This window comes from Variovorax sp. Soil_C_33 (assembly GCF_057656935.1).
Window position 1 is genome coordinate 73,189 of the sequence record NZ_JBDGJK010000023.1, and the last position, 18,036, is coordinate 91,224.

An 18,036-nucleotide genomic window follows, 5' to 3' on the forward strand; every position below is an offset into this window, starting at 1 on the left:
GCAACGCTCAAGCTCCGCGCGGTTCCTAAAGTGATGTCACAGGCATTGCGAGCCTGTATCCGGGGCGCCAACACGACTGCCCTCCATCCACCAACGAAAGGAAGCTCATGAGATCCGATGCACAACTCAGAAGCGATATCGTCGCGGAACTGAGCTGGGACCCGGCGATCACCGCCACCGATGTCGGCGTGATCGTCAAGGACGGCGTGGTGACATTGACAGGCCATCCCTCCAGCCACGCCGAGAAGTACGCCATCGAGCGCGCTGCGCGGCGCGTCAAGGGCGTGAAGGCGCTGGCGATCGAAATGCCCGTCAAGCTCGCCTCCGACTACACGCGAACCGATGCCGACATCGCCATGGCGGTCGAACGCGCCATCGAGTGGAACGTGCTCGTGCCCGATGACAAGATCCATCCGATGGTGGAGAACGGCTGGGTTACGCTCAATGGCGAGGTCGAGTGGGACTACCAGCGCAGGGCGGCGGAGGTTGCCGTGCGCGACCTGCTCGGCGTCACCGGCGTTTCGAACCGGGTTGTCGTGAAGCCGAAGTTCACGGCGGCCGACGTCGAAAAGAAGATTCGCGAAGCTTTGGAGCGCCAGGCCGATCGCGAAGCCGAGCGGATCAAGATCGAGGTCAACGGTGCCCACGTTACGCTCAGCGGGAAGGTCCACACCTGGGCCGAACGCAAGGCCGCCCAGGGGGCCGCATGGTCGGCGCCGGGCGTCGCCAACGTGATCAACAACCTGCTCGTGGAAGCCTGACGATGCGCGTCGCACTGGTCACCGGCGGCACCGCTGGCATCGGAGCCGCCGTGGCCGACGCACTTTTGGCCGCAGGCTACCGGGTCGCTTCCAACTACGGAACCAACACCCAGGCGGCGGAGGCGTTCACCGCCCGAACCGGCATTCCGGCGTTCGCGTGGAACGTGGCCGACCCGGCGGCTTGCAAGGCGGGCGTGGCCAGCGTGGAAGCCGCCCTGGGACCGATCGATGTACTGATCAACAACGCCGGCATCACGCGCGACGCGATGCTGCACAAGATGACGCTCGAGCAGTGGCGCGAGGTGCTCGACGTCAATCTTGGCGGTTGCTTCAACATGTGCCGAGCGGTGATCGAGGGCATGCGGGAACGCCGCTTCGGCCGCATCGTCAACATGAGTTCCGTCAACGGGCTGTCGGGCCAGGCGGGGCAGACCAACTATGCAGCAACCAAGGCGGGCCTCGTCGGCTTCACGAAGTCGCTCGCGCTCGAGGGCGCGTCCCGCAACATCACGGCCAATGTCGTCGCACCGGGCTACACCGACACCGCCATGGTCGGTGCGGTGCCGCCCGACGCGCTGGCGCAGATCCTGAAGGCCGTCCCGATGGGACGGCTGGCGACACCGGCGGAGATCGCGCGCGGCGTCGTCTTTCTCGCCGCCGACGAAGCCGGCTTCATCAGTGGCATCACGCTGTCGATCAATGGCGGCAAGTACATGCCCTGAGTGGACGCAACGATCCTCCCCCTTTTTGCTCCTGGAGCTTGCCATGCGAACGATGAAAGCTGCGGTTGTCCGCGCGTTCGGACAACCCCTGAAGATCGAAGAAGTTCCCGTGCCCGAGATGCCCCCGGGACAGGTGCTGGTCAAGGTGGCTGCCTCCGGCGTCTGCCACACCGACCTGCACGCAGCCGAAGGCGACTGGCCGGTCAAGCCCGCCCTGCCCTTCATCCCCGGCCACGAGGGCGTGGGCCACGTCGCGGCCGTCGGCGCGGGCGTGAAGCACATCAAGGAAGGCGACCGCGTGGGCGTGCCGTGGCTGCATACGGCGTGCGGCCATTGCGAGCACTGCATCACCGGATGGGAGACGCTGTGCGACCACCAGCAGATGACCGGCTACACCGTCAACGGTGGCTACGCGGAATACGTGCTCGCCGACCCGGGCTATGTAGGCCACCTGCCGGCGAACATCGGCTTCACCGAGATCGCACCCGTGCTCTGCGCGGGCGTCACGGTCTACAAAGGACTCAAGGTACTGGATTGCAAACCAGGCGACTGGGTGGCGATCTCCGGTGTCGGCGGCCTGGGCCATCTGGCGGTGCAGTACGCCAAGGCGATGGGCTTCCATGTCGCTGCCGTCGACATCGACGACGAGAAGCTGCAGTTGGCCAGCGAGGTCGGCGCCGACATGCTGATCAATGCCGCGAAGCAGGATCCCGCGCAGGAGATGCAGAAAGCCTTGCGCGGCGCGCACGGCGTGCTGGTGACCGCTGTCTCGCGCAGCGCCTTCGCGCAGGCGTTGGGCATGCTGCACAAGCGCGGCACCATGTCGATGGTGGGTTTGCCGCCGGGCGATTTCGCGCTGCCGATCTTCGACATGGTGCTCAATGCCAAGACCGTGCGGGGCTCGATCGTCGGCACCCGCAAGGACCTGCAGGAGGCGCTGGAATTCGCCGGCGAAGGCAAGGTGCGCACGGTCTGCAGCGAAGACCGGCTTGACAATATCAACCACGTGTTCGATCGCATGCGCCGGGGCCAGATCGAGGGCCGAGTCGTCATGCGCTTGACGGACGAGGGCTAGCTGCAATGCAGGCGATGGTGTAGGAACTCTTCGTACTTTTCAGCCAACCGTCCCAAGCATTGGGGTGAATCCGTACATGGGTAACCTCCGTTGTGACTGACTGGATTCAAGCGCGCGTGGCCGGGGTGCGCCATCTCTCGGTCACCAGCTTGGACAGCTCGGCGAAACCGATCGGCGGACGGGTCAGCCAAGGCAGCGTGAAGAGGCGCTTGGCCAACCCGGCGGCCATGCGCTCCATCTGTTTGCGTTCACCCGACAGGCGTGCCGCCAGCAAAGGATCGTGCGTGCCCGCCGCCGAGACACTCTTGTTGAGGACCCACGCATAGGGCTCGATGCCGGCGCGGCGCAGGTCATCCTGCAAGGCGGCCGCCTGCGAAACGGGGGTCACTTCTGGCAGTGTCACCAAAATGATCTTGGTGTATGCGGCATCCTGCAGCCTCATCAGAGGCGTGACGACGCGGGCGCTCCCGTGCCCTTCGAACTCCTGCACCATCTGCCGGTGGTAGGCACCCGTGGCGTCCATCAGCAGCAAGGAATGTCCGGTCGGCGCGGTGTCCAGCACCACGAAGGATGTGCGCGCTTCGCTGACGATCCGGGAGAAGGCATGGAATACGGCCACTTCCTCGGTGCATGGCGAGCGCAGGTCTTCCAGCAACAGGGCCTGTTCCTGGGCGTCGAGGCTGGAGGACCTGGCCGCCATGATCTTGTCGACATAGCGCTGGGTCTCGACCTTCGGGTCGATGCGGTCCACTCGCAAGCCTGGCACCTCGCCATCGACCGTTCCCGCGACGTGCGCAGCTGGATCGGTGGTGCTCAGATGCACGGTCTTGCCTCGCTGGATCAATCCGATGGCCAAGGCGGCGGCCACGGTCGTCTTGCCGACGCCGCCTTTGCCCATCACCATGATCAGCCCGCGGTCCGCGGCGGCCAGCTCATCGGCCAGGGCGTCGAGCCCTTGCTGAGGGGCGATGAGCTCGACCGCGGCGGTGCCGGGTGGGGTCGGGGTGACATCGGCGCCGAGGAGCGCGCGCAAGGCGGGCAAGCCCACCGTGTCGAACGTCCGCAATGGCACCCTGTCCTGGGGCAAGGTGCGCAGGGTCCGCGGCATCTCGGCCAGTGCTTGCTGCCCAATCGCCTCGATGGCACTTGCCACCGCATCAGTGGACTCGCTGGCATGAAAAACTCCATTGATCGCCAGTCGCTGGTTGTTCAGGCCCAACGCATGCAGTTCCTCGGAAGTGCGCGCCGCCTCCTCCATCGCGCCCTTGTCGGGCCGTGTGACGAGGACAACGGTGGTCCGCGTCGGGTCGCTCAGGGCGTCGAGCGCGGCCTTGAAGCGCGCCTCCTGCATCTTCAATCCCGAATGAGGGCCCAGGCAAGATGCGCCGCGATCGTTGCCATCCAGGAATCCGCTCCATGCCTTGGGCAGGCTGAGCAGACGCAGCGTGTGCCCTGTCGGGGCGGTATCGAAGACGATGTGATCGAAGTCTTCGGCCCCGTCGGACAAGAGCGAGGCGAACTCGTCGAAGGAGGCGATCTCGGTGGTGCACGCACCCGACAGTTGTTCGCGCACGGTGGAGCGATCGGCCTCGGTGGTGTCGGCCGCCATCTGCGCCATGACTCGCCGCCGGTAGGACTCGGCAGCATTGTCGGGGTCGATGTTCAGGACGAACAGCCCACGCGCGCCGGGCACCGCCACGGGTGTGTTGCGGAGCTCGATCCCCAGCATCTCGTCCAGGTTGGAAGCCGCATCGGTGCTGACGAGAAGAACCGATTTGCCCGAGTCCGCCAGTGCCAGGGCGGCGGCGGTCGACAGCGACGTCTTTCCGACGCCGCCCTTGCCCGTGAAGAACAGATGCCGAGTGACCTGCTTCAGAAACCCCATGGCCACGGAGTGGGGCTTCAACCAGCCCTGCACGATGTCGTGCGAGGGAAGGCCACCACTGTGGACGATCTTCCCGTCGATGATGACCGCGGGGGTTGAGTGAACGCCAAGCCGCCTGATCTCCTCGGGGTTCTCGACCGTAACGATCTCGACTGGAACACCCGCGGCGTTTGCAGCCCTTTCGATCAGTCCGATGGTGCTGCGGCACTTGCTGCATCCGGAACCCAGAACCTTGATTTCCATGTTTTCGGTACTCGTGTGTATTCATGAAGTTGACGAAACGGGGCCTTGAACCGGCTCCCGCCACATTCCTGGTCACCCTGAGATGGAAAAGGTGCGCCCACTCAAGACAACGGACTGTGCGCCGCATCACGGAATTCGACCTTGCGATTCGTCAAAACATCTCAACTGCAGTGGCTTCGGAGCTGCAGCAGTGAAGAGCAGCCCGTGCTCACTTGCGCCAGAACGAGGGGTCAGGAGCGCGATAAAACTCAGCATCTCGAGGCGGCCGAGCACCATCGCGAAGGTGCAGACCCACAGCTGGAAATTCGTCAGGCCACTGAAGTTGCCGGCGGGCCCGACCGTGCCAAGCCCCGGGCCGGTGCAATTCACGCTGGCCAGCACGGCGCTGAAGGCCGTGACCGGGTCGAGGTCGCGACATTCGGGGCGACAGGGATGGGTGCTTTCCCGGCGACGGCCTGGTCCCGTGAGGACTTGACCCGGCGGCAAGGGCTGAAGCTGTTGGGTCCCTCGCCTGAGGTGTCGGAACAGTTCTTCGCCATCAGCGCGGAGCGCAAAGTCCAGGACCCACTGGTTCAGATGACCCTGACACAGCGCATCGAGTGACAACGGCCGACCAGACCATCGGCCCCGTCGGGCTCACCGCAAGAGCAATACGGGCGTCTTGCTGAGGGCAAGGACCTTCGTCGCCACCGAGCCCATCAGCAGTCCGGCCAGCGCCCCATGGCCGTGCGAACCCATGACGATCAGGTCGAATTTTTCGCCATCGGCCATCGTCGCGATCACCTCCGCCGGGCTCCCGACCCGGCTGACGAAGTTCACGTCGAACCCGCGATGCTTAAAGAAGGTCCGGATCGGCTCGAACACCCGCTCGCACTCGCTCGCGTAGTAGAGCCTGCGCACGTCGGCTTCGAGGTACGCCCCGGCGCGCGGGGGCAGCGGCTCCACGCAGTGCAGCACCGTGTATCGGTGCGCTCGGTCGAGCCACATATCTTGCATCTCGAGATGGACCAGCATTCGTTCGGTGTAGATGCTGCCATCCGCCGCAATGAGAATCTTCATGGCTTCTCCTCAACGCATTGCTCCGGAACGCCGGCGCGCACGACCATCACATCGCAATCGAGCCGACGCAGCAGCGTCTCTGCCATCCTGCCCACGAGCGCCTTTCGCCGGCCGCCGGCTCCCTCAGTACGCAGCAAGGCCAGATCAGCCTCGTGATGCCTCACGTAGTCGTGGAGAAGGCTCTCGGCGCGCCCGGACTCGGGCGTGACGCGCACGCGCTGCATCGCTTCCGCGATCGCCACGTCCGGCTCGATCGCGTGCACCGCCAGCGGTTGCCCATCCCGATGGCAGACGAGTTGCGCTGCCCGATCGAGCGCGCGATCGCGGTGCGCACAGAGGTATGTGGCGACCATGCTTTTCTTTGGATGGCGGGTGGATATCATCGGGCGAACTCCTCGAAGAACGGAAGTCGGCGAACGAGTGCCTTCTCGGCCTCGAGCAGCAACATCAAGGCGACGCCCGCGCTGCCCGCGAGCAGGAGATCGGCAGCCGCCAGAGGTTGCGTCGCGAAAAGCTGGTTCATCGCCGGGAGGTAGGTGAAGGCCAGTTGCATGGCCGCCAACACCCCCACCGCGGCCAGCACGGCTGGCGTCCCAAGCACCCCGCGCAGCGTGAACGATCGCATGCCGAGGTAGCGCACGCTGAACAGGTACGCCACCTCCATGGCCATCACTGCGTTCACGACCAGCGTGCGCGCGCTGTCGAGACTGTCGCCACGACCCAGCACATGGAAGAGCAGTCCCAGCGTCACGATGGCAAAGATGGAGGACACCAGCACGACTCGCCACAACATGAATCGCGAGAGAAGGGGCGCATCGGCATGCCGCGGTGGCCGGGCCATCACGCCGGGTTCGGGCGGCTCGAAGGCGAGCGCCAAGCCCAGCGTGACCGAGGTGACCAGGTTCACCCAGAGGATCTGCGCCGCGCTCATCGGCAGCGCGATGCCCAGCAGCACCGCGATCAACACGCCCAGCACTTCCCCGCCGTTGGTCGGCAGCGTCCAGGCAATGACCTTGCGAATGTTGTCGTACACGGTGCGCCCCTCGTGCACGGCATTCACGATCGAGGCAAAGTTGTCATCGAGCAGCACCATCTCGGAAGCCTCCTTGGCCGCCTCGGTGCCCTTGATGCCCATGGCCACGCCCACGTCGGCCTGTTTGAGCGATGGCGCGTCATTCACGCCGTCGCCGGTCATCGCGACCACGTGCCCTCGCGATTGCAGGGCCCGCACGATGCGCAGCTTGTGTTGCGGGCTGGTGCGCGCGAACACGTGCGTGCGCTCGACGACGTCGGGCAGCGACGCATCCGGCACGGAATCCAGTTGGGCACCGGTCAGCGTGCGCGGCTCGTCGCAGAGCGCGAGCTGCCGGGCGATGGCCGTCGCCGTATCGGCGTGATCGCCCGTGATCATCTTGACAGCGATCCCGGCCGCCCGGCACTCCGCAATCGCACGCTGGGCCTCCTGGCGCGGTGGATCGATGAAACCAACGAGCCCGAGCATCTCGACGCCGCGGGCCACGTCATCGAAGTGCAGATGACCATGCCCCGCGGGCAGGCGCTTCGCGCCGAAGCCGAGCAAGCGCTCGCCGTACGAGGCAGCTTCGCTGAGCGCCGCTGCCCAGCGTGCGCGAACAGCGCCGGGCATCGGCTGCGCCATCTCCAATAGTTGCTCGGGGGCGCCCTTGACGAACACGACCGGCTCTTGCGCGGAACTGCGGTGCAGCGTGGCCATGAAGCGGTGGGCGGCGTCGAACGGGATCTCGTCCACACGCGGCCAATCGCCGCGTTCATGGTCAGGATCGAGTCCCGCCTTGCCGGCAAGCGCGAGCAGCGCCCCCTCCATCGGATCTCCGAGGACAGTCCATGCCCCACCCAGCTCGTGGAGGGTCGCGTCGTTGCACAGCAACGCACAGCGCAGCAGCGGGGTCGCATCGGCCAGGGCATCGGCATCGTCACTGTTGCCGGTGGCGCGCAGGCGCCCGCGAGGCGCGTACCCTTCGCCATCGACCATCAAGGTGTGCGACGGTCCGACAACGCGGCAGGCCGTCATCTCGTTGCGCGTGAGCGTGCCCGTCTTGTCCGAGCAGATCACCGAAGTCGCGCCGAGGGTCTCCACGGCGGGCAGCCGACGGATCACTGCGTTGCGCGCGGCCATGCGCTGTACCCCGATAGCCAGAGTGATCGTGATGACTGCGGGCAGCCCCTCGGGGATCACCCCGACAGCCATCGCGACGACGGCCATCAGCGCATCGACCCAGCTCCATTCGCCGATCCACACGGCGTAGGCGAAGAGCATCGCCGCCCCGGCAGCCACGAGCGCGGCGAAGCGGCGGCCGAACCGGTCGACCTGGCGCAGCAGCGGCGTGGTCAGCGGTTCCACCGATGACAGCAGGTCGCTGATGCGTCCGAGCTCGGTACGCGCGCCCGTGGCGACGACCACACCGCTCGCCTGCCCGGCCGCGACCATCGTGCCGGAGAACGCCATGCTGTGGCGGTCTCCGAGCGCGGCATCGCGGGCTGCCGGACGGTCCTGCTTCTGCGCAGCGACCGACTCGCCCGTGAGCAAGGCCTCGTCGATCAGCAGGCCGCGCGCCCGCAGCAGCCGCAGATCCGCCGGCACACGGTCGCCCGCTTCCAGCAACACCACGTCGCCCGGAATCAGATCAGCAACCGACACGCTCAGTCGGCTGCCGTCGCGCAATACATGGGCACGCGGCGAGATCAGGCGCCGGATCGCGGCCAGGGCGTTCTCCGCCTTGCCCTCCTGGAGGAAGCCGACGATCGCATTGACCAGCACGACGGCGACGATCACCGCCGCGTCGAGCCCATGCCCCAGCCACGCGGCCGCCGCCGCCGCCGCCAGCAATGCATAGATGAGCGTGCTGTGAAACTGGGCAAGGAATCGGGCCAGCGGGTGGCGGGTAGGCGCCGGCGGAAGCGCGTTCGGGCCGTGGATCGCCAGGCGCGACGCGGCCTCGGCCTGCGTGAGGCCTCCGTGGCTGCTTTCCAGCGCAGCGAGCACATCGTCGCCGGCGCGAGCGTGCCATTGCCAATCTTCGAGCGCAGGCTGCCGGCCGCCTTCGGCGGGGCGTTGCATGCGCAAGGCGGAAAATGTCGACTGCATAGCCGCAAGCATCGGCCGTTGTACTGACCGCATGCTTGATGCATGTCAACGCGAGCACTGGAAATCAGCTGCTGGCGTCCACGATGACAACAGCCGAAGCCCCGGGGCCTGCGGCACAGGAGCTGGTCCTAGTCGCCAGAGAAGTTTGCCACTCGGATGCCGAATTCCTCGCGGATCCTCCTCAGCGGCACGCGAGCGTACGGCTCGAAGGCGTCCCAGGGCCAGCGCCGGGCTGCGCCAATCAGGCATTGCCGCTCGCCCGCTGCTCGGCAGGCTTGTCGGCCCGTCTGAGGTTGTGCGCGGACACCCTGGCAACATCAACTGGCGGTCCACGCCGGGGTCCCGCTATAGAAGCGTAAACGCCGCCACGGCGACCAGCGTCGGAAACAAGGCGCCCAGGAGCAACCCGCCCGCGCTGATCGACTCGTCGGAGAAGCCGCGCTTGAGCAGTGCCACGCCTGCCGGGTTCGGTGCATTGGCAATGATCGTCAGGCCGCCTCCGGCGACCGCGCCGGCCACCAGGCTGTACTTGGCAGGCTCGGAGATGCCCGTGATGAGCGAGCCCAGATAGGTCAGCGCGGCGTTGTCGGTCACCGCAGTAAGCGCGGTCGCCTCGAAGAAGAGGATCTGCGGCGACATCCCGGAAACAATCGGCTGCAGCCACCATTGCTGCATGCCGCCGAGCACCACCAGACCTGCAAGGAAGAAGGCCACCAGCAGCGCTTCCTTGATGATGAGGGGGTTCTGGTGGCGCTCATAGGCCTGGGTGAAACCCAGGAACATCAGAAACAGTCCCAAGAATGCGACCGGATGATGCGCCAAGACCACGACCCCGACAAGAAACGCCAGATGCACCGCCGTCACAGGCAAGGGAACCGTCTCCAGCGTCGCAGGGTTCGCGAGCACAGGCGCTGCAGAAAGGTGATTGCGAAGCACGGCCGTCGCGACGGTGGCGTTCAGCAGCACGGCGATGGCCGCCTTCCACCCGAAGGTGACCAGCATGTAACTGCTGTCCCAGCGCCATGTCGACGCCACCATCAGCACCGGCGGGGCCGCGAAGGACGTCAGCGTGCCGCCGATGGAGATGTTCACAAACAGCACACCCAGTGCCAGGTATTTGACCCGCTCCGGGACATCTCGCCTGAAAACCTGGGGAGCAAGCATCAAGGCGGCGATGGTCATCGCCGCGGGCTCCGTGATCGCGGAGCCCAGCAGGGGCACAGCCGCCAGGCCGAGCCAGGCGCTCGCCAGCGACGTGGGAACCGGTAGGCGCCGTGCAACGATGTCGATGGCGCCCACCACGGCCCGCAAGATGGGCCGGGACGCGGCCACCACCATCACGACGAAGACGAATAGCGGCTCGGTGTACTGTCGCGATTCGGCATATGCCAGGGCCTGGTCGCCGCCACTGATGGCCGCCATCGCCAAGACCAGCACGATCGCCCAGAAGCCGAAGACAACCTCGACCTCGCCCAAGAGATGAAAGACGCCAGCGTGGCGAGGGAAGCGCTTCGACAGCCGCTCAAACTGCTTGGCTGCGAATGTGTGAAGGAGCGCCGCTGCAAAGAGGCCAGCAGCAATCAGCTCGATCGTATGGTTGGGCATGGGGGACGGTCGCAAAGAAACCGCGTGGCGGCCCGACCAACGCACGAACCTGCCACACCAAAACGGTGTGACACCCACCAGTAGTCTAACCAAGTGCGCAGGTCGTGCTCGGAGCCCCATGGCCGCAGGCGTGTGGCATCTCTGGCGTGCGCTGTGCGTGCCCCGGCTGCCTTAGAAGACGCGGCAGAAATGGCCCAGTCAGCATCTGGACACGCAGCTTTGACTGAGCGAGCGTGTACATCATCAGCGGGTCGTCCGTCCACAGGCGGTAGAAGGGCATGCCCAGGCCGTAGTGGGCGCGCGCATTGGCCTTGGCGCGGCCGGGTCGCGGTTGGAATGGCGAAGCTCGTACAGGCTACTGCCGTCGGGCAGGTGCACCGCGAACAAGGTGCCTGCGTGCGCGCTCCCCGCTCGCGTACGCCATTGAGTGGAACAACATGGAACAACCCTCTTGTCCGGTCCTCGGCGCGCCTGACGCAAGATCATCGCGCTGCCAGCTGCCACGATCGGCGAGGTCGACGACGCGTTGCTTGCGCGCGATCAAGGCCTTGCAGCATCAAGGGTCTCAAGATAGGGACGTCACCGGTCATCGCTCGGCCAATCCTTTGAAGCCCAACAGGTGAATGCCATGAACGCACTGCGGTCCATCCTCGTGCATCTTGACGGCACGGCGCGCGCCGAGACCCGGCTGCGCGTTGCGCACCAACTTGCCGGCACCCATCAGGCCGAACTGAGTGCGCTCTTCGCGGTTGCGCCATGCCACCTGCCGCAGCTTCCGCTCGCTGGCGGCGTGCCTTCGATGCCGATGCCGGCCGAGATCGACCACGATCATCTCGCCCATGCCAAGGCGCTGTACGAACGAACCATCGGCGCTGGCGCGACCACCAGCAACTGGGAAGCGTTGAACGGCGACCCGGTGATCGAGCGTTTCGTGCAGCGGGCGTTGTTCTGCGACCTGCTGCTGCTCGGCCAACGCGATCCGACGGATGCAACAGGCCGCGATGTACCCGGCAACTTCGTCGAATCGGTGCTCATCGACAGCGGCAGGCCCGCGCTCATCGTGCCCTATGCGGGCGAAGCGAGCGCCAAGCCGCAGACAGTGCTGATCGCGTGGAAGCCTACGCGTGAAGCCGCCCATGCACTCACGTCCGCCCTGCCCTTCCTGCAGCAGGCGAAGCATGTGCATGCGGTCTGCGCCTCCGATGACAGCGGCCGACCGCGACAGGCGCCGCCACGGCTCGAACGCTACCTTCGCCTGCACGGCGTGGAGTCGGTGCGCGAGCACGGCGCGCTGGGCGACAGCGATGCGGGCGACGAGTTGCTGTCGCTCGCGGCGGACGTCGGCGCCGAGATGATCGTGATGGGTTGCTATGGACACAGCCGCGCGCGCGAACTGGTGCTCGGTGGCGCGTCCCGCACGGTGCTGGAAACGATGACGGTGCCGGTGTTGATGGCGCATTGACGAAAGCCGCCGCGCCGAAACTTGATAGAGCGCAAAACGGAAGCTGAAGCAGCTCCTAGACTGAATCCATCGATGACGTCGACGCCTTTGAGGGCTCCCTGCATCGATATGAAGCTCAACCCAACCTGGAGTGAAACACATGAATGCCTTGACCCGCCTCGAACGGATGGACAGTCTCTTCCCCGAAATGCTGCGCCGCTTTGCCCACCCCCTGCAGCTCATCGGCGACACCGAACTGCCGTCGGACATCCGCGTCGATATCAGCGAGAACGAAAAGGAGTACCTGGTCAGCGCCGAAGTGCCGGGCGCCAAGAAGGACGACATCCGCGTCTCGATCGACGGCAATTACGTCTCTATCGCCGCCGAGATCAAGAAAGAGCAGGAAGACAAGCACGGCCGCACCCTGGTGAAGGAAACCTACCGCGGCAGCGTTTCGCGCGGCTTCACGCTGGGCAGCGACGTGGATGAAAAGACGGCCATCGCCAAATTCGAGGACGGCGTCCTGCGCCTGACGCTACCCAAGCGCGAGGGTTCCGCCAGCCGCGTTCTGAAGATTCAGTAAGAGCTGCCTGCCCCGAACACTGCCCTGCCGGCGCGGGGCAGCGTTCGACGGCGCCGGACATCCCACCCCTTTCCACACGCCGGCAGGTCGCGACGGCCCTGTGGGGCAGCACCGGTCTCAGGTTCTTACAGCGCTCTGGTGTCTGGTCTCACGACGCTGCCTGCACCGGCACGTTGCGTGCCTTCGCCCTAGCACCATCGCGCAGCGCTGCCGCAGGATAGACGACCACTGCTGCGCCCTCGGCGATGCCGCTGCGTATCCAGGCCTGGCTGCCGTTGCGCCCTCCCAGTTCCACCGGCGTCAGCCGTGCACGCCCGCCTTCGAGCACGAACACCGCCATGCCGCCGTCGGCATGCGGGAACACCGCGCTCACCGGCACGCGCAGCACCGAAGCCTGGGCTTTCGTGACGATGCGCACACCGACGCGGTAGCCGTCACCCAGCGCTTGCCAGGAAGCCGGCGGAGTCGTGAGTTCGATCAGGACGTTGACCCGCTGCTCCTCGACACCAAGCGCGGAGACCTTGGTGAAGGCAGCAGGCTCGACCAGCCGCACGCGACCCTCCAAAGTGTCGCGACCACCCCAACGCTCGATCCGAACCAGCGCGCCAGGCAGCGCCTGAAGCGCGTCCGTCGTCAGCAATTCGGCCACGATCTCGAGCAGCGTGGTATCGCCGATCTCCAGCAACGGAGCGCCCATCGTCACCGTGGCTTCGCTGCCTTGCGCCACGCGCAGCACACGGCCGGCCACGGGCGCGCGCACGAGAAAGCCTGTCGCAGCCCACGCCGGGGTACGCACGGCCAGCAAGGCAGCGCGGGCGACCTCCGCCTCGTGTTCGGCAACATGGCGCGCCTCCAAGGCGGCGTCGACATCCTTTTGCGCGGCCTGCAAGGCCAACCTGTCGGCATCGAGCTTGGCAGGCGAGACGAAGTTCTGGCGCGCCAACTGTTCGTTGCGCCGAAGTTCGACGCGCGCCTGTTCGAGCGCCACCCGCGTCCGCTCCAGCGCGGCCCCGGCACGCCGGACCGCGGCTTGCGCGGCCTCGGCGCGGGATGCATGCTCACGCTGCGTGCGCTCGTCCAGCAGCGGAGAGAACACGGGCGTCAGTGTCGCCACGATCGCTCCGGCCTCGATCGCGTCACCTTCGCGCAGCGTGATGCGCGCCAGCCGACCAGCCAGCGGTGCCGTGACGACGTAGCGATCGCGCAGCCGTGTCTTGCCGTCTTCGGTGATGGCCTGTTCGTAGGGCCCGTTCGTCGCCCGCGCCACCTCGACAGCCACGGGCCGGGGAGCGAAGGCCCAGGCGAGCAGTGCCGCCAGCGCCAAGCCGCCCGCTGCGGAGATCAGTTGAGTCTTGCGATTCATGGCTTCTTCATTCCCTCGTTTTCAGCGCCGACACCATGTCGAGCCGATCGATGCGACGCCGCACCACCAATGCGCTCGCAGCAGCAGCAGCCAGCACTGCCAGCGCCGCCAACGCATAGGTGCGCGGACGGATCACCACCGGAAAGAAGAACTGGTCGGACTTCAGCAGTCCGGTCACCCCATGCACGAGGGCATAGCCTGCCAACATGCCCAGCGGCAGTGCGACGGCAATGCCGATTGCCATCTCGCCCAGCAGCAAGCCGGACACCTCGGCGCGCGTGAAGCCCAGCACGCGCAAGCTGGCCAGCTCCCAGGCTCGCTCGGCCAACGCGATGCGCGCGTTGTTGTAGACCACACCGACGGCGATGACGCAGGCGAACAGCGTGAGCACTGTGCTCATAATCAGAATGTTGCGGGCAGTCAGTTCCTGCATGTTGCGCAGCATCGCCGCCTTGCTGAAGGCACCGGCCGCGCGCGGAAGGCCTTGCGTGGCCTGCAGGAATCGCGTCTCGCTGCCGCGCTCGAGCGCCAACACGAAGCCGGTGGCTACATCGCCCTCGCGCAGAGCACGGTTCAACGCAGCGCGATTCATGTAGGCGTTCAGTCCCATCATCTCGCGCACCGTCCCGTCCACCGGCAACGTGAGGCTCAGCATGCGGCCCTCCTGCACCTCCACCCGGACGCGATCGCCGACCCGAAGGGCCAGCTTGTCAGCCAGACGGTCGGTGAGCAGCAGGCCATCGCCATGCGGAATTGCTTGCCGCCCGTCGACATCGACGATGCGAAACAGCTCACTGCGCACCGGCTCGCCGCGCACCATGACACGCTGGCGCAGATGGCCGTTGACCAGCGTGACCGACACGTCCCGCAACGATTCCAGCGCCAGCACGCCGGGCAGGCGCGCCAGCTGCAGCGCAATGCCGTTGTCGGCCGGTTCGGTCAACCACACCGAAACGTCGCTGCGCATGGACAGCACGAACGTGGTATCGACGACGACCTCGATGGCGTCGCGAAAGAAATTTCCCATCACCACGATGGCCACAGCCGCCGCGACCCCGCCAATCGACAGGAAGCTTCGCAGGGGACGCCGCTCCATGTTCCGGAAGATCATCCGCAGGGCGGGACTCAGGCCGGTGATGCCCAGCCGCTCGGCAAGCGTGCGCCGGTAGCGCCCCGGCGCCGAGGGCCGCATCGCCTCGGCAGGAGACAGCCGCACGGTCGCGAGGATGGCCGACAGCGTGCCTGCGACGGCGGTGGCCAGCGTGACGCCGCCGGCAAGCAGCGCGAGGCCCGCGTCCATCCTGTGGTCGAAGCGGGCGAAATGGAAGAGCTCGGCATAGAGGCTGACGAGCTGGGCACCAAGCCAGTCGCCCAGAGCGACGCCGAGCGCCAGTCCGACCGCGACGATCACCAGCACCAGCTTCAGGTAGTGGGCAGCGATGGTCCCATTGGCATAGCCGAGCGCCTTCAGCGCAGCGATCTGCTCGCGCTGCGTGGCGACCAGTCGCGAGACGACCACGTTGAGCAGGAAGGCCGCCACGCCAAGAAAGATCGACGGCAGCACGGTGCCGATGACGCGCTGCTCCTTGATCTCGTTCTCGAGCATCGCGTGTGAGGTCTGGTCCACCCTTGCACGGGGTGTCGCGCCACCATAGCGCGCCAGCGGCTGCGCGAGCGCGTCGATGACCTCGGCGTCGGAAACCCGCCGCGCCGCGGCAGGTGCCAGGCGCACCGCCAAGGTGTTGAAGGCGCCCTCCATGTCATAGGCGGCGGCGAGCACCGCCTGATCGACCCAGAAGACTCCGAAGCCACGCTGGTCGGGCATGCCCCAGAGACCGGCGAAGACGAACTCGGGCGACAGGGCGATGCCCACGATCCGCAGGCGCCGGTGACGGCCGTTGATCAGGGCGCCCACCGTGTCGCCGGGCTTGAGCCCGCGCGCACCGGCGAAACCCTTGGAGACCAGGGCGTCGACCGTATCCCGACTACCTCCGGTGGCGTCGCCGGCGTCGAACAGGCCGGCACCGGCCGCGACGCTCACCTGGTTCAAACGCGGCGGCTGCAAGCGGTCGACACCGATCAACTGTCCCAGCACGGGATCGCTGCTGCCGTCGAGCTGGATTCGGACCACCTGCTCGATCGTCGGTTGCACATCGGCCACGCCGGGAATGTCGCGCAACTGGTCGGCCAGCGCGGCCGGTGCCCGCTTGACAGTGGCGAAGATGTCGGCGAAGCGCCCCTCGGCGTAGAAGGTGTCGCGCGCCGCGGCCAACGAATCCACCGCCGACAGGCTGGTCAGAAAGCCACCGGTGCCGCTGGCCACCACCAGCGCGATGGTCAGCGCCTGGCTCCACATCGCGCGCAGATCGCGGAGCAGCTTGCGGTCGAGCGCTTTCATCGTGCAGCTACCAGGACAGCTCTTCGGACGCCATGCGCCGCGCATTGCGCTCGATCTTCTGAACGCGACCATCGGCCAGGTATGCCACGCGGTCAGCCATGCCCGCGATCGCCGCGTTGTGCGTGATCACCAGCACCGTGGTGCCGAGTTCCCGGTTGATCCGGGCGATCACGTCTAGCACCAGTTTGCCTGTGGCGTAGTCGAGCGCACCGGTCGGTTCGTCGCAGAGCAACACCTCGGGCCGCTTGACGATGGCGCGCGCGATGGCCACGCGCTGCTGCTCGCCGCCCGAGAGCTGCGAGGGAAAGTGGTCGCGGCGCGCGGAGAGCGCCACACGTTCCAGCGCATCGTCGATCGGCATCGGGTTCGCGACGATGTCCGTGACCAGCGCGACGTTCTCGTAGGCGGTCAGGCTGGGAATGAGGTTGTAGAACTGGAACACGAATCCGACATGGTCGCGCCGGTAGCGGGTCAGTTGATCGTCGTTCGCTGCAACCAGGTCGTGGTCCAGGTAGTTCAGGCTGCCGGAGCTCGCCACCTCGAGTCCTCCGAGGATGTTGAGCAGTGTCGACTTCCCGCTGCCCGACGGCCCGAGCAGCACCATGAACTCGCCGGAGACGATGTCGAGATCGACATCCCGCAGGGCCACGACGGCCACATCGCCGGATCGGTACGTCTTGCCCAGGCCGCGGGCATGAAAAACGGTCAGTGGATCTGCAGTCATGTGTCGATCCTGCACCGCGGTCCGCCGGCAAGACTTGACGCTTGTCAACCCTTGGACGTCACGTTGCAGGAGAAACAGGCGGCGAACTGCGCCCCGCTCCTTGTGCTACGCGTGTCTATGCGCAACGTCGCTCGGCCCCTCGAGGCCGGAGGGAGATTGCGATCGCGCAGGACGAGGAGCGGTACTGCAACGCCGCTGAAAAGCAAGGGCCAGTCCTGCGTCACGCCAAGCAGAATGGCGGCGCTGCCGCCGACCAGCGACCAGAAAACAGGAATGACGAACATCCAGCGCGAAACCGGTGTCGTCGTGAGCAACAGCAGCCCGAAAGTGAAGATCGTGACCGGGCAAGGGCTGATCCCGAACATCGGCATCTCGGGATAGCGATGGCCCATCCACATTCCAAGAAGCGGATAAATTGCCGCTGCATAGATCACAAAGGCCCATCCCAGCCACGCGACCGGACCACGCCCGCTGGAAAAGGCCACGCGACCTCGCCACACTGCCGCGTAGAACAGCAAGCCGCCCTGCGCGACGAACAGAGCGCCGAAAAGCAGTGCCGCCTTGTTGATGCTCGAGAAGAAGAGAACGTGATATGCGAGGCCGGTCCAGACCCACATCAGGGCCAGGGCCAGGCCAATGAAACGGCCGCTCCCGCGTGACGGTCGAATGACCAGAGCGAGCACAGCAGCACCGAGAACGTAGCTCAGGATCTGCACCGGCCACACGGCATCGTTGTACGCGCCAAAGAGAGCGAGAAACTGATCGCGAGTGAACGGGAGCATGAGGCCGAGAATGCAACAGGCGCCCGTAGCAGCGTTTGATGCGCATCAAACATTCCGAGCGAACTGAAGGCGACTTCAGACAGTCGAGCGAGACGGGCCTGATGTCATGAGCGCGCGCGGACCATAGCCGCTTTGCCTCACGCTGCGTCAGCCAGCTCTGCCTCGGCTTGGGTGAAAATGAACCGCCCCGGCGTCTGGATCGGGTCGGTGGTGACGACGATCGTGTCCTTCGGCCCGAAGCTGCCGTCGAGCAGCAGCTTGGAGAGCGGGT

General features: G+C 66.1%; 14 protein-coding genes and 1 pseudogene. 5 read left to right on the forward strand and 10 right to left on the reverse strand.

Annotated elements, in window-relative coordinates; translation table 11 throughout:
• The first annotated feature begins 107 nt into the window (after positions 1-107).
• From AC3A6B_RS27135 to adhP, 3 genes are read left to right on the forward strand one after another with little or no spacing between them, the layout of a single operon-like run.
• Complete coding sequence (locus AC3A6B_RS27135) at positions 108-761, forward strand: BON domain-containing protein (RefSeq protein WP_487839738.1); 654 nt, start codon at positions 108-110, stop codon at positions 759-761.
• Positions 707-1,483 (forward strand): acetoacetyl-CoA reductase, encoded by a 777-nt coding sequence (gene phbB, locus AC3A6B_RS27140; protein ID WP_487839739.1) that lies wholly within the window; start codon positions 707-709, stop codon positions 1,481-1,483. The genes AC3A6B_RS27135 and phbB overlap by 55 nt, the downstream gene beginning before the upstream one ends.
• Before the next feature lie 43 nt (positions 1,484-1,526).
• A complete protein-coding gene (adhP, locus tag AC3A6B_RS27145; protein WP_487839740.1) occupies positions 1,527-2,558 on the forward strand; it encodes an alcohol dehydrogenase AdhP in 1,032 nt (343 codons plus the stop codon).
• A 106-nt stretch (positions 2,559-2,664) separates the two neighbouring features.
• Here adhP and arsA read toward each other — a convergent pair whose 3' ends face one another.
• From arsA to AC3A6B_RS27175, 6 genes and pseudogenes are all read right to left on the reverse strand, one after another.
• A complete protein-coding gene (arsA, locus tag AC3A6B_RS27150; protein WP_487839741.1) occupies positions 2,665-4,686 on the reverse strand; it encodes an arsenical pump-driving ATPase in 2,022 nt (673 codons plus the stop codon).
• A gap of 208 nt (positions 4,687-4,894) precedes the next feature.
• A pseudogene (locus AC3A6B_RS27155) lies at positions 4,895-5,097 on the reverse strand (TrkH family potassium uptake protein); the annotation flags it as partial.
• Between the two features lie 225 nt (positions 5,098-5,322).
• A complete protein-coding gene (locus tag AC3A6B_RS27160) occupies positions 5,323-5,745 on the reverse strand; it encodes a universal stress protein (protein WP_487839742.1) in 423 nt (140 codons plus the stop codon).
• Positions 5,742-6,128: a universal stress protein gene (locus tag AC3A6B_RS27165; protein WP_487839743.1), complete on the reverse strand. Its 387-nt coding sequence runs from the start codon at positions 6,126-6,128 to the stop codon at positions 5,742-5,744. The genes AC3A6B_RS27160 and AC3A6B_RS27165 overlap by 4 nt, the downstream gene beginning before the upstream one ends.
• Positions 6,125-8,842 carry an HAD-IC family P-type ATPase gene (locus tag AC3A6B_RS27170; RefSeq protein WP_487839744.1) on the reverse strand — a complete coding sequence of 906 codons (2,718 nt, stop codon included), beginning with the start codon at positions 8,840-8,842 and terminating at the stop codon, positions 6,125-6,127. The genes AC3A6B_RS27165 and AC3A6B_RS27170 overlap by 4 nt, the downstream gene beginning before the upstream one ends.
• A gap of 372 nt (positions 8,843-9,214) precedes the next feature.
• Positions 9,215-10,474 carry a putative Na+/H+ antiporter gene (locus AC3A6B_RS27175; protein WP_487839745.1) on the reverse strand — a complete coding sequence of 420 codons (1,260 nt, stop codon included), beginning with the start codon at positions 10,472-10,474 and terminating at the stop codon, positions 9,215-9,217.
• Positions 10,475-11,102: 628 nt separating this feature from the next.
• Between AC3A6B_RS27175 and AC3A6B_RS27180 the strand changes: the two genes are divergently transcribed.
• Entirely contained in the window at positions 11,103-11,936 is an 834-nt protein-coding gene (locus AC3A6B_RS27180; protein WP_487839746.1) for a universal stress protein, read from the forward strand.
• Between the two features lie 139 nt (positions 11,937-12,075).
• The gene (locus tag AC3A6B_RS27185; protein WP_487839747.1) at positions 12,076-12,498 is read left to right on the forward strand and encodes an Hsp20/alpha crystallin family protein; all 423 of its coding nucleotides are present in this window, start codon (positions 12,076-12,078) and stop codon (positions 12,496-12,498) included.
• A 148-nt stretch (positions 12,499-12,646) separates the two neighbouring features.
• On the opposite strand, the gene AC3A6B_RS27190 is transcribed toward AC3A6B_RS27185, so the two are convergent.
• Genes AC3A6B_RS27190 through AC3A6B_RS27205 form a run of 4 tightly spaced genes read right to left on the reverse strand, consistent with a single transcriptional unit; the run spans position 12,647 to position 17,765 of the window.
• Complete coding sequence (locus tag AC3A6B_RS27190; protein WP_487839748.1) at positions 12,647-13,861, reverse strand: efflux RND transporter periplasmic adaptor subunit; 1,215 nt, start codon at positions 13,859-13,861, stop codon at positions 12,647-12,649.
• Between the two features lie 7 nt (positions 13,862-13,868).
• A complete protein-coding gene (locus AC3A6B_RS27195) occupies positions 13,869-16,259 on the reverse strand; it encodes an ABC transporter permease (RefSeq protein ID WP_487839754.1) in 2,391 nt (796 codons plus the stop codon).
• Positions 16,260-16,266: 7 nt separating this feature from the next.
• Positions 16,267-16,983, reverse strand: a complete 717-nt coding sequence (locus tag AC3A6B_RS27200; protein ID WP_487839749.1) for an ABC transporter ATP-binding protein — start codon at positions 16,981-16,983, stop codon at positions 16,267-16,269.
• Between the two features lie 44 nt (positions 16,984-17,027).
• Positions 17,028-17,765: a DUF6064 family protein gene (locus tag AC3A6B_RS27205; protein WP_487839750.1), complete on the reverse strand. Its 738-nt coding sequence runs from the start codon at positions 17,763-17,765 to the stop codon at positions 17,028-17,030.
• Between the last annotated feature and the right edge of the window lie 271 nt (positions 17,766-18,036).

Bases quoted from the DNA above. Each gene is read 5' to 3' on its own strand.
- AC3A6B_RS27135 (WP_487839738.1), top strand. From the start codon at position 108: ATGAGATCCGATGCACAACTCAGAAGCGATATCGTCGCGGAACTGAGC.
- phbB (WP_487839739.1), top strand. From the start codon at position 707: ATGGTCGGCGCCGGGCGTCGCCAACGTGATCAACAACCTGCTCGTGGA.
- adhP (WP_487839740.1), top strand. From the start codon at position 1,527: ATGCGAACGATGAAAGCTGCGGTTGTCCGCGCGTTCGGACAACCCCTG.
- arsA (WP_487839741.1), bottom strand. From the start codon at position 4,686: ATGGAAATCAAGGTTCTGGGTTCCGGATGCAGCAAGTGCCGCAGCACC.
- AC3A6B_RS27160 (WP_487839742.1), bottom strand. From the start codon at position 5,745: ATGAAGATTCTCATTGCGGCGGATGGCAGCATCTACACCGAACGAATG.
- AC3A6B_RS27165 (WP_487839743.1), bottom strand. From the start codon at position 6,128: ATGATATCCACCCGCCATCCAAAGAAAAGCATGGTCGCCACATACCTC.
- AC3A6B_RS27170 (WP_487839744.1), bottom strand. From the start codon at position 8,842: ATGCAACGCCCCGCCGAAGGCGGCCGGCAGCCTGCGCTCGAAGATTGG.
- AC3A6B_RS27175 (WP_487839745.1), bottom strand. From the start codon at position 10,474: ATGCCCAACCATACGATCGAGCTGATTGCTGCTGGCCTCTTTGCAGCG.
- AC3A6B_RS27180 (WP_487839746.1), top strand. From the start codon at position 11,103: ATGAACGCACTGCGGTCCATCCTCGTGCATCTTGACGGCACGGCGCGC.
- AC3A6B_RS27185 (WP_487839747.1), top strand. From the start codon at position 12,076: ATGAATGCCTTGACCCGCCTCGAACGGATGGACAGTCTCTTCCCCGAA.
- AC3A6B_RS27190 (WP_487839748.1), bottom strand. From the start codon at position 13,861: ATGAATCGCAAGACTCAACTGATCTCCGCAGCGGGCGGCTTGGCGCTG.
- AC3A6B_RS27195 (WP_487839754.1), bottom strand. From the start codon at position 16,259: ATGAAAGCGCTCGACCGCAAGCTGCTCCGCGATCTGCGCGCGATGTGG.
- AC3A6B_RS27200 (WP_487839749.1), bottom strand. From the start codon at position 16,983: ATGACTGCAGATCCACTGACCGTTTTTCATGCCCGCGGCCTGGGCAAG.
- AC3A6B_RS27205 (WP_487839750.1), bottom strand. From the start codon at position 17,765: ATGCTCCCGTTCACTCGCGATCAGTTTCTCGCTCTCTTTGGCGCGTAC.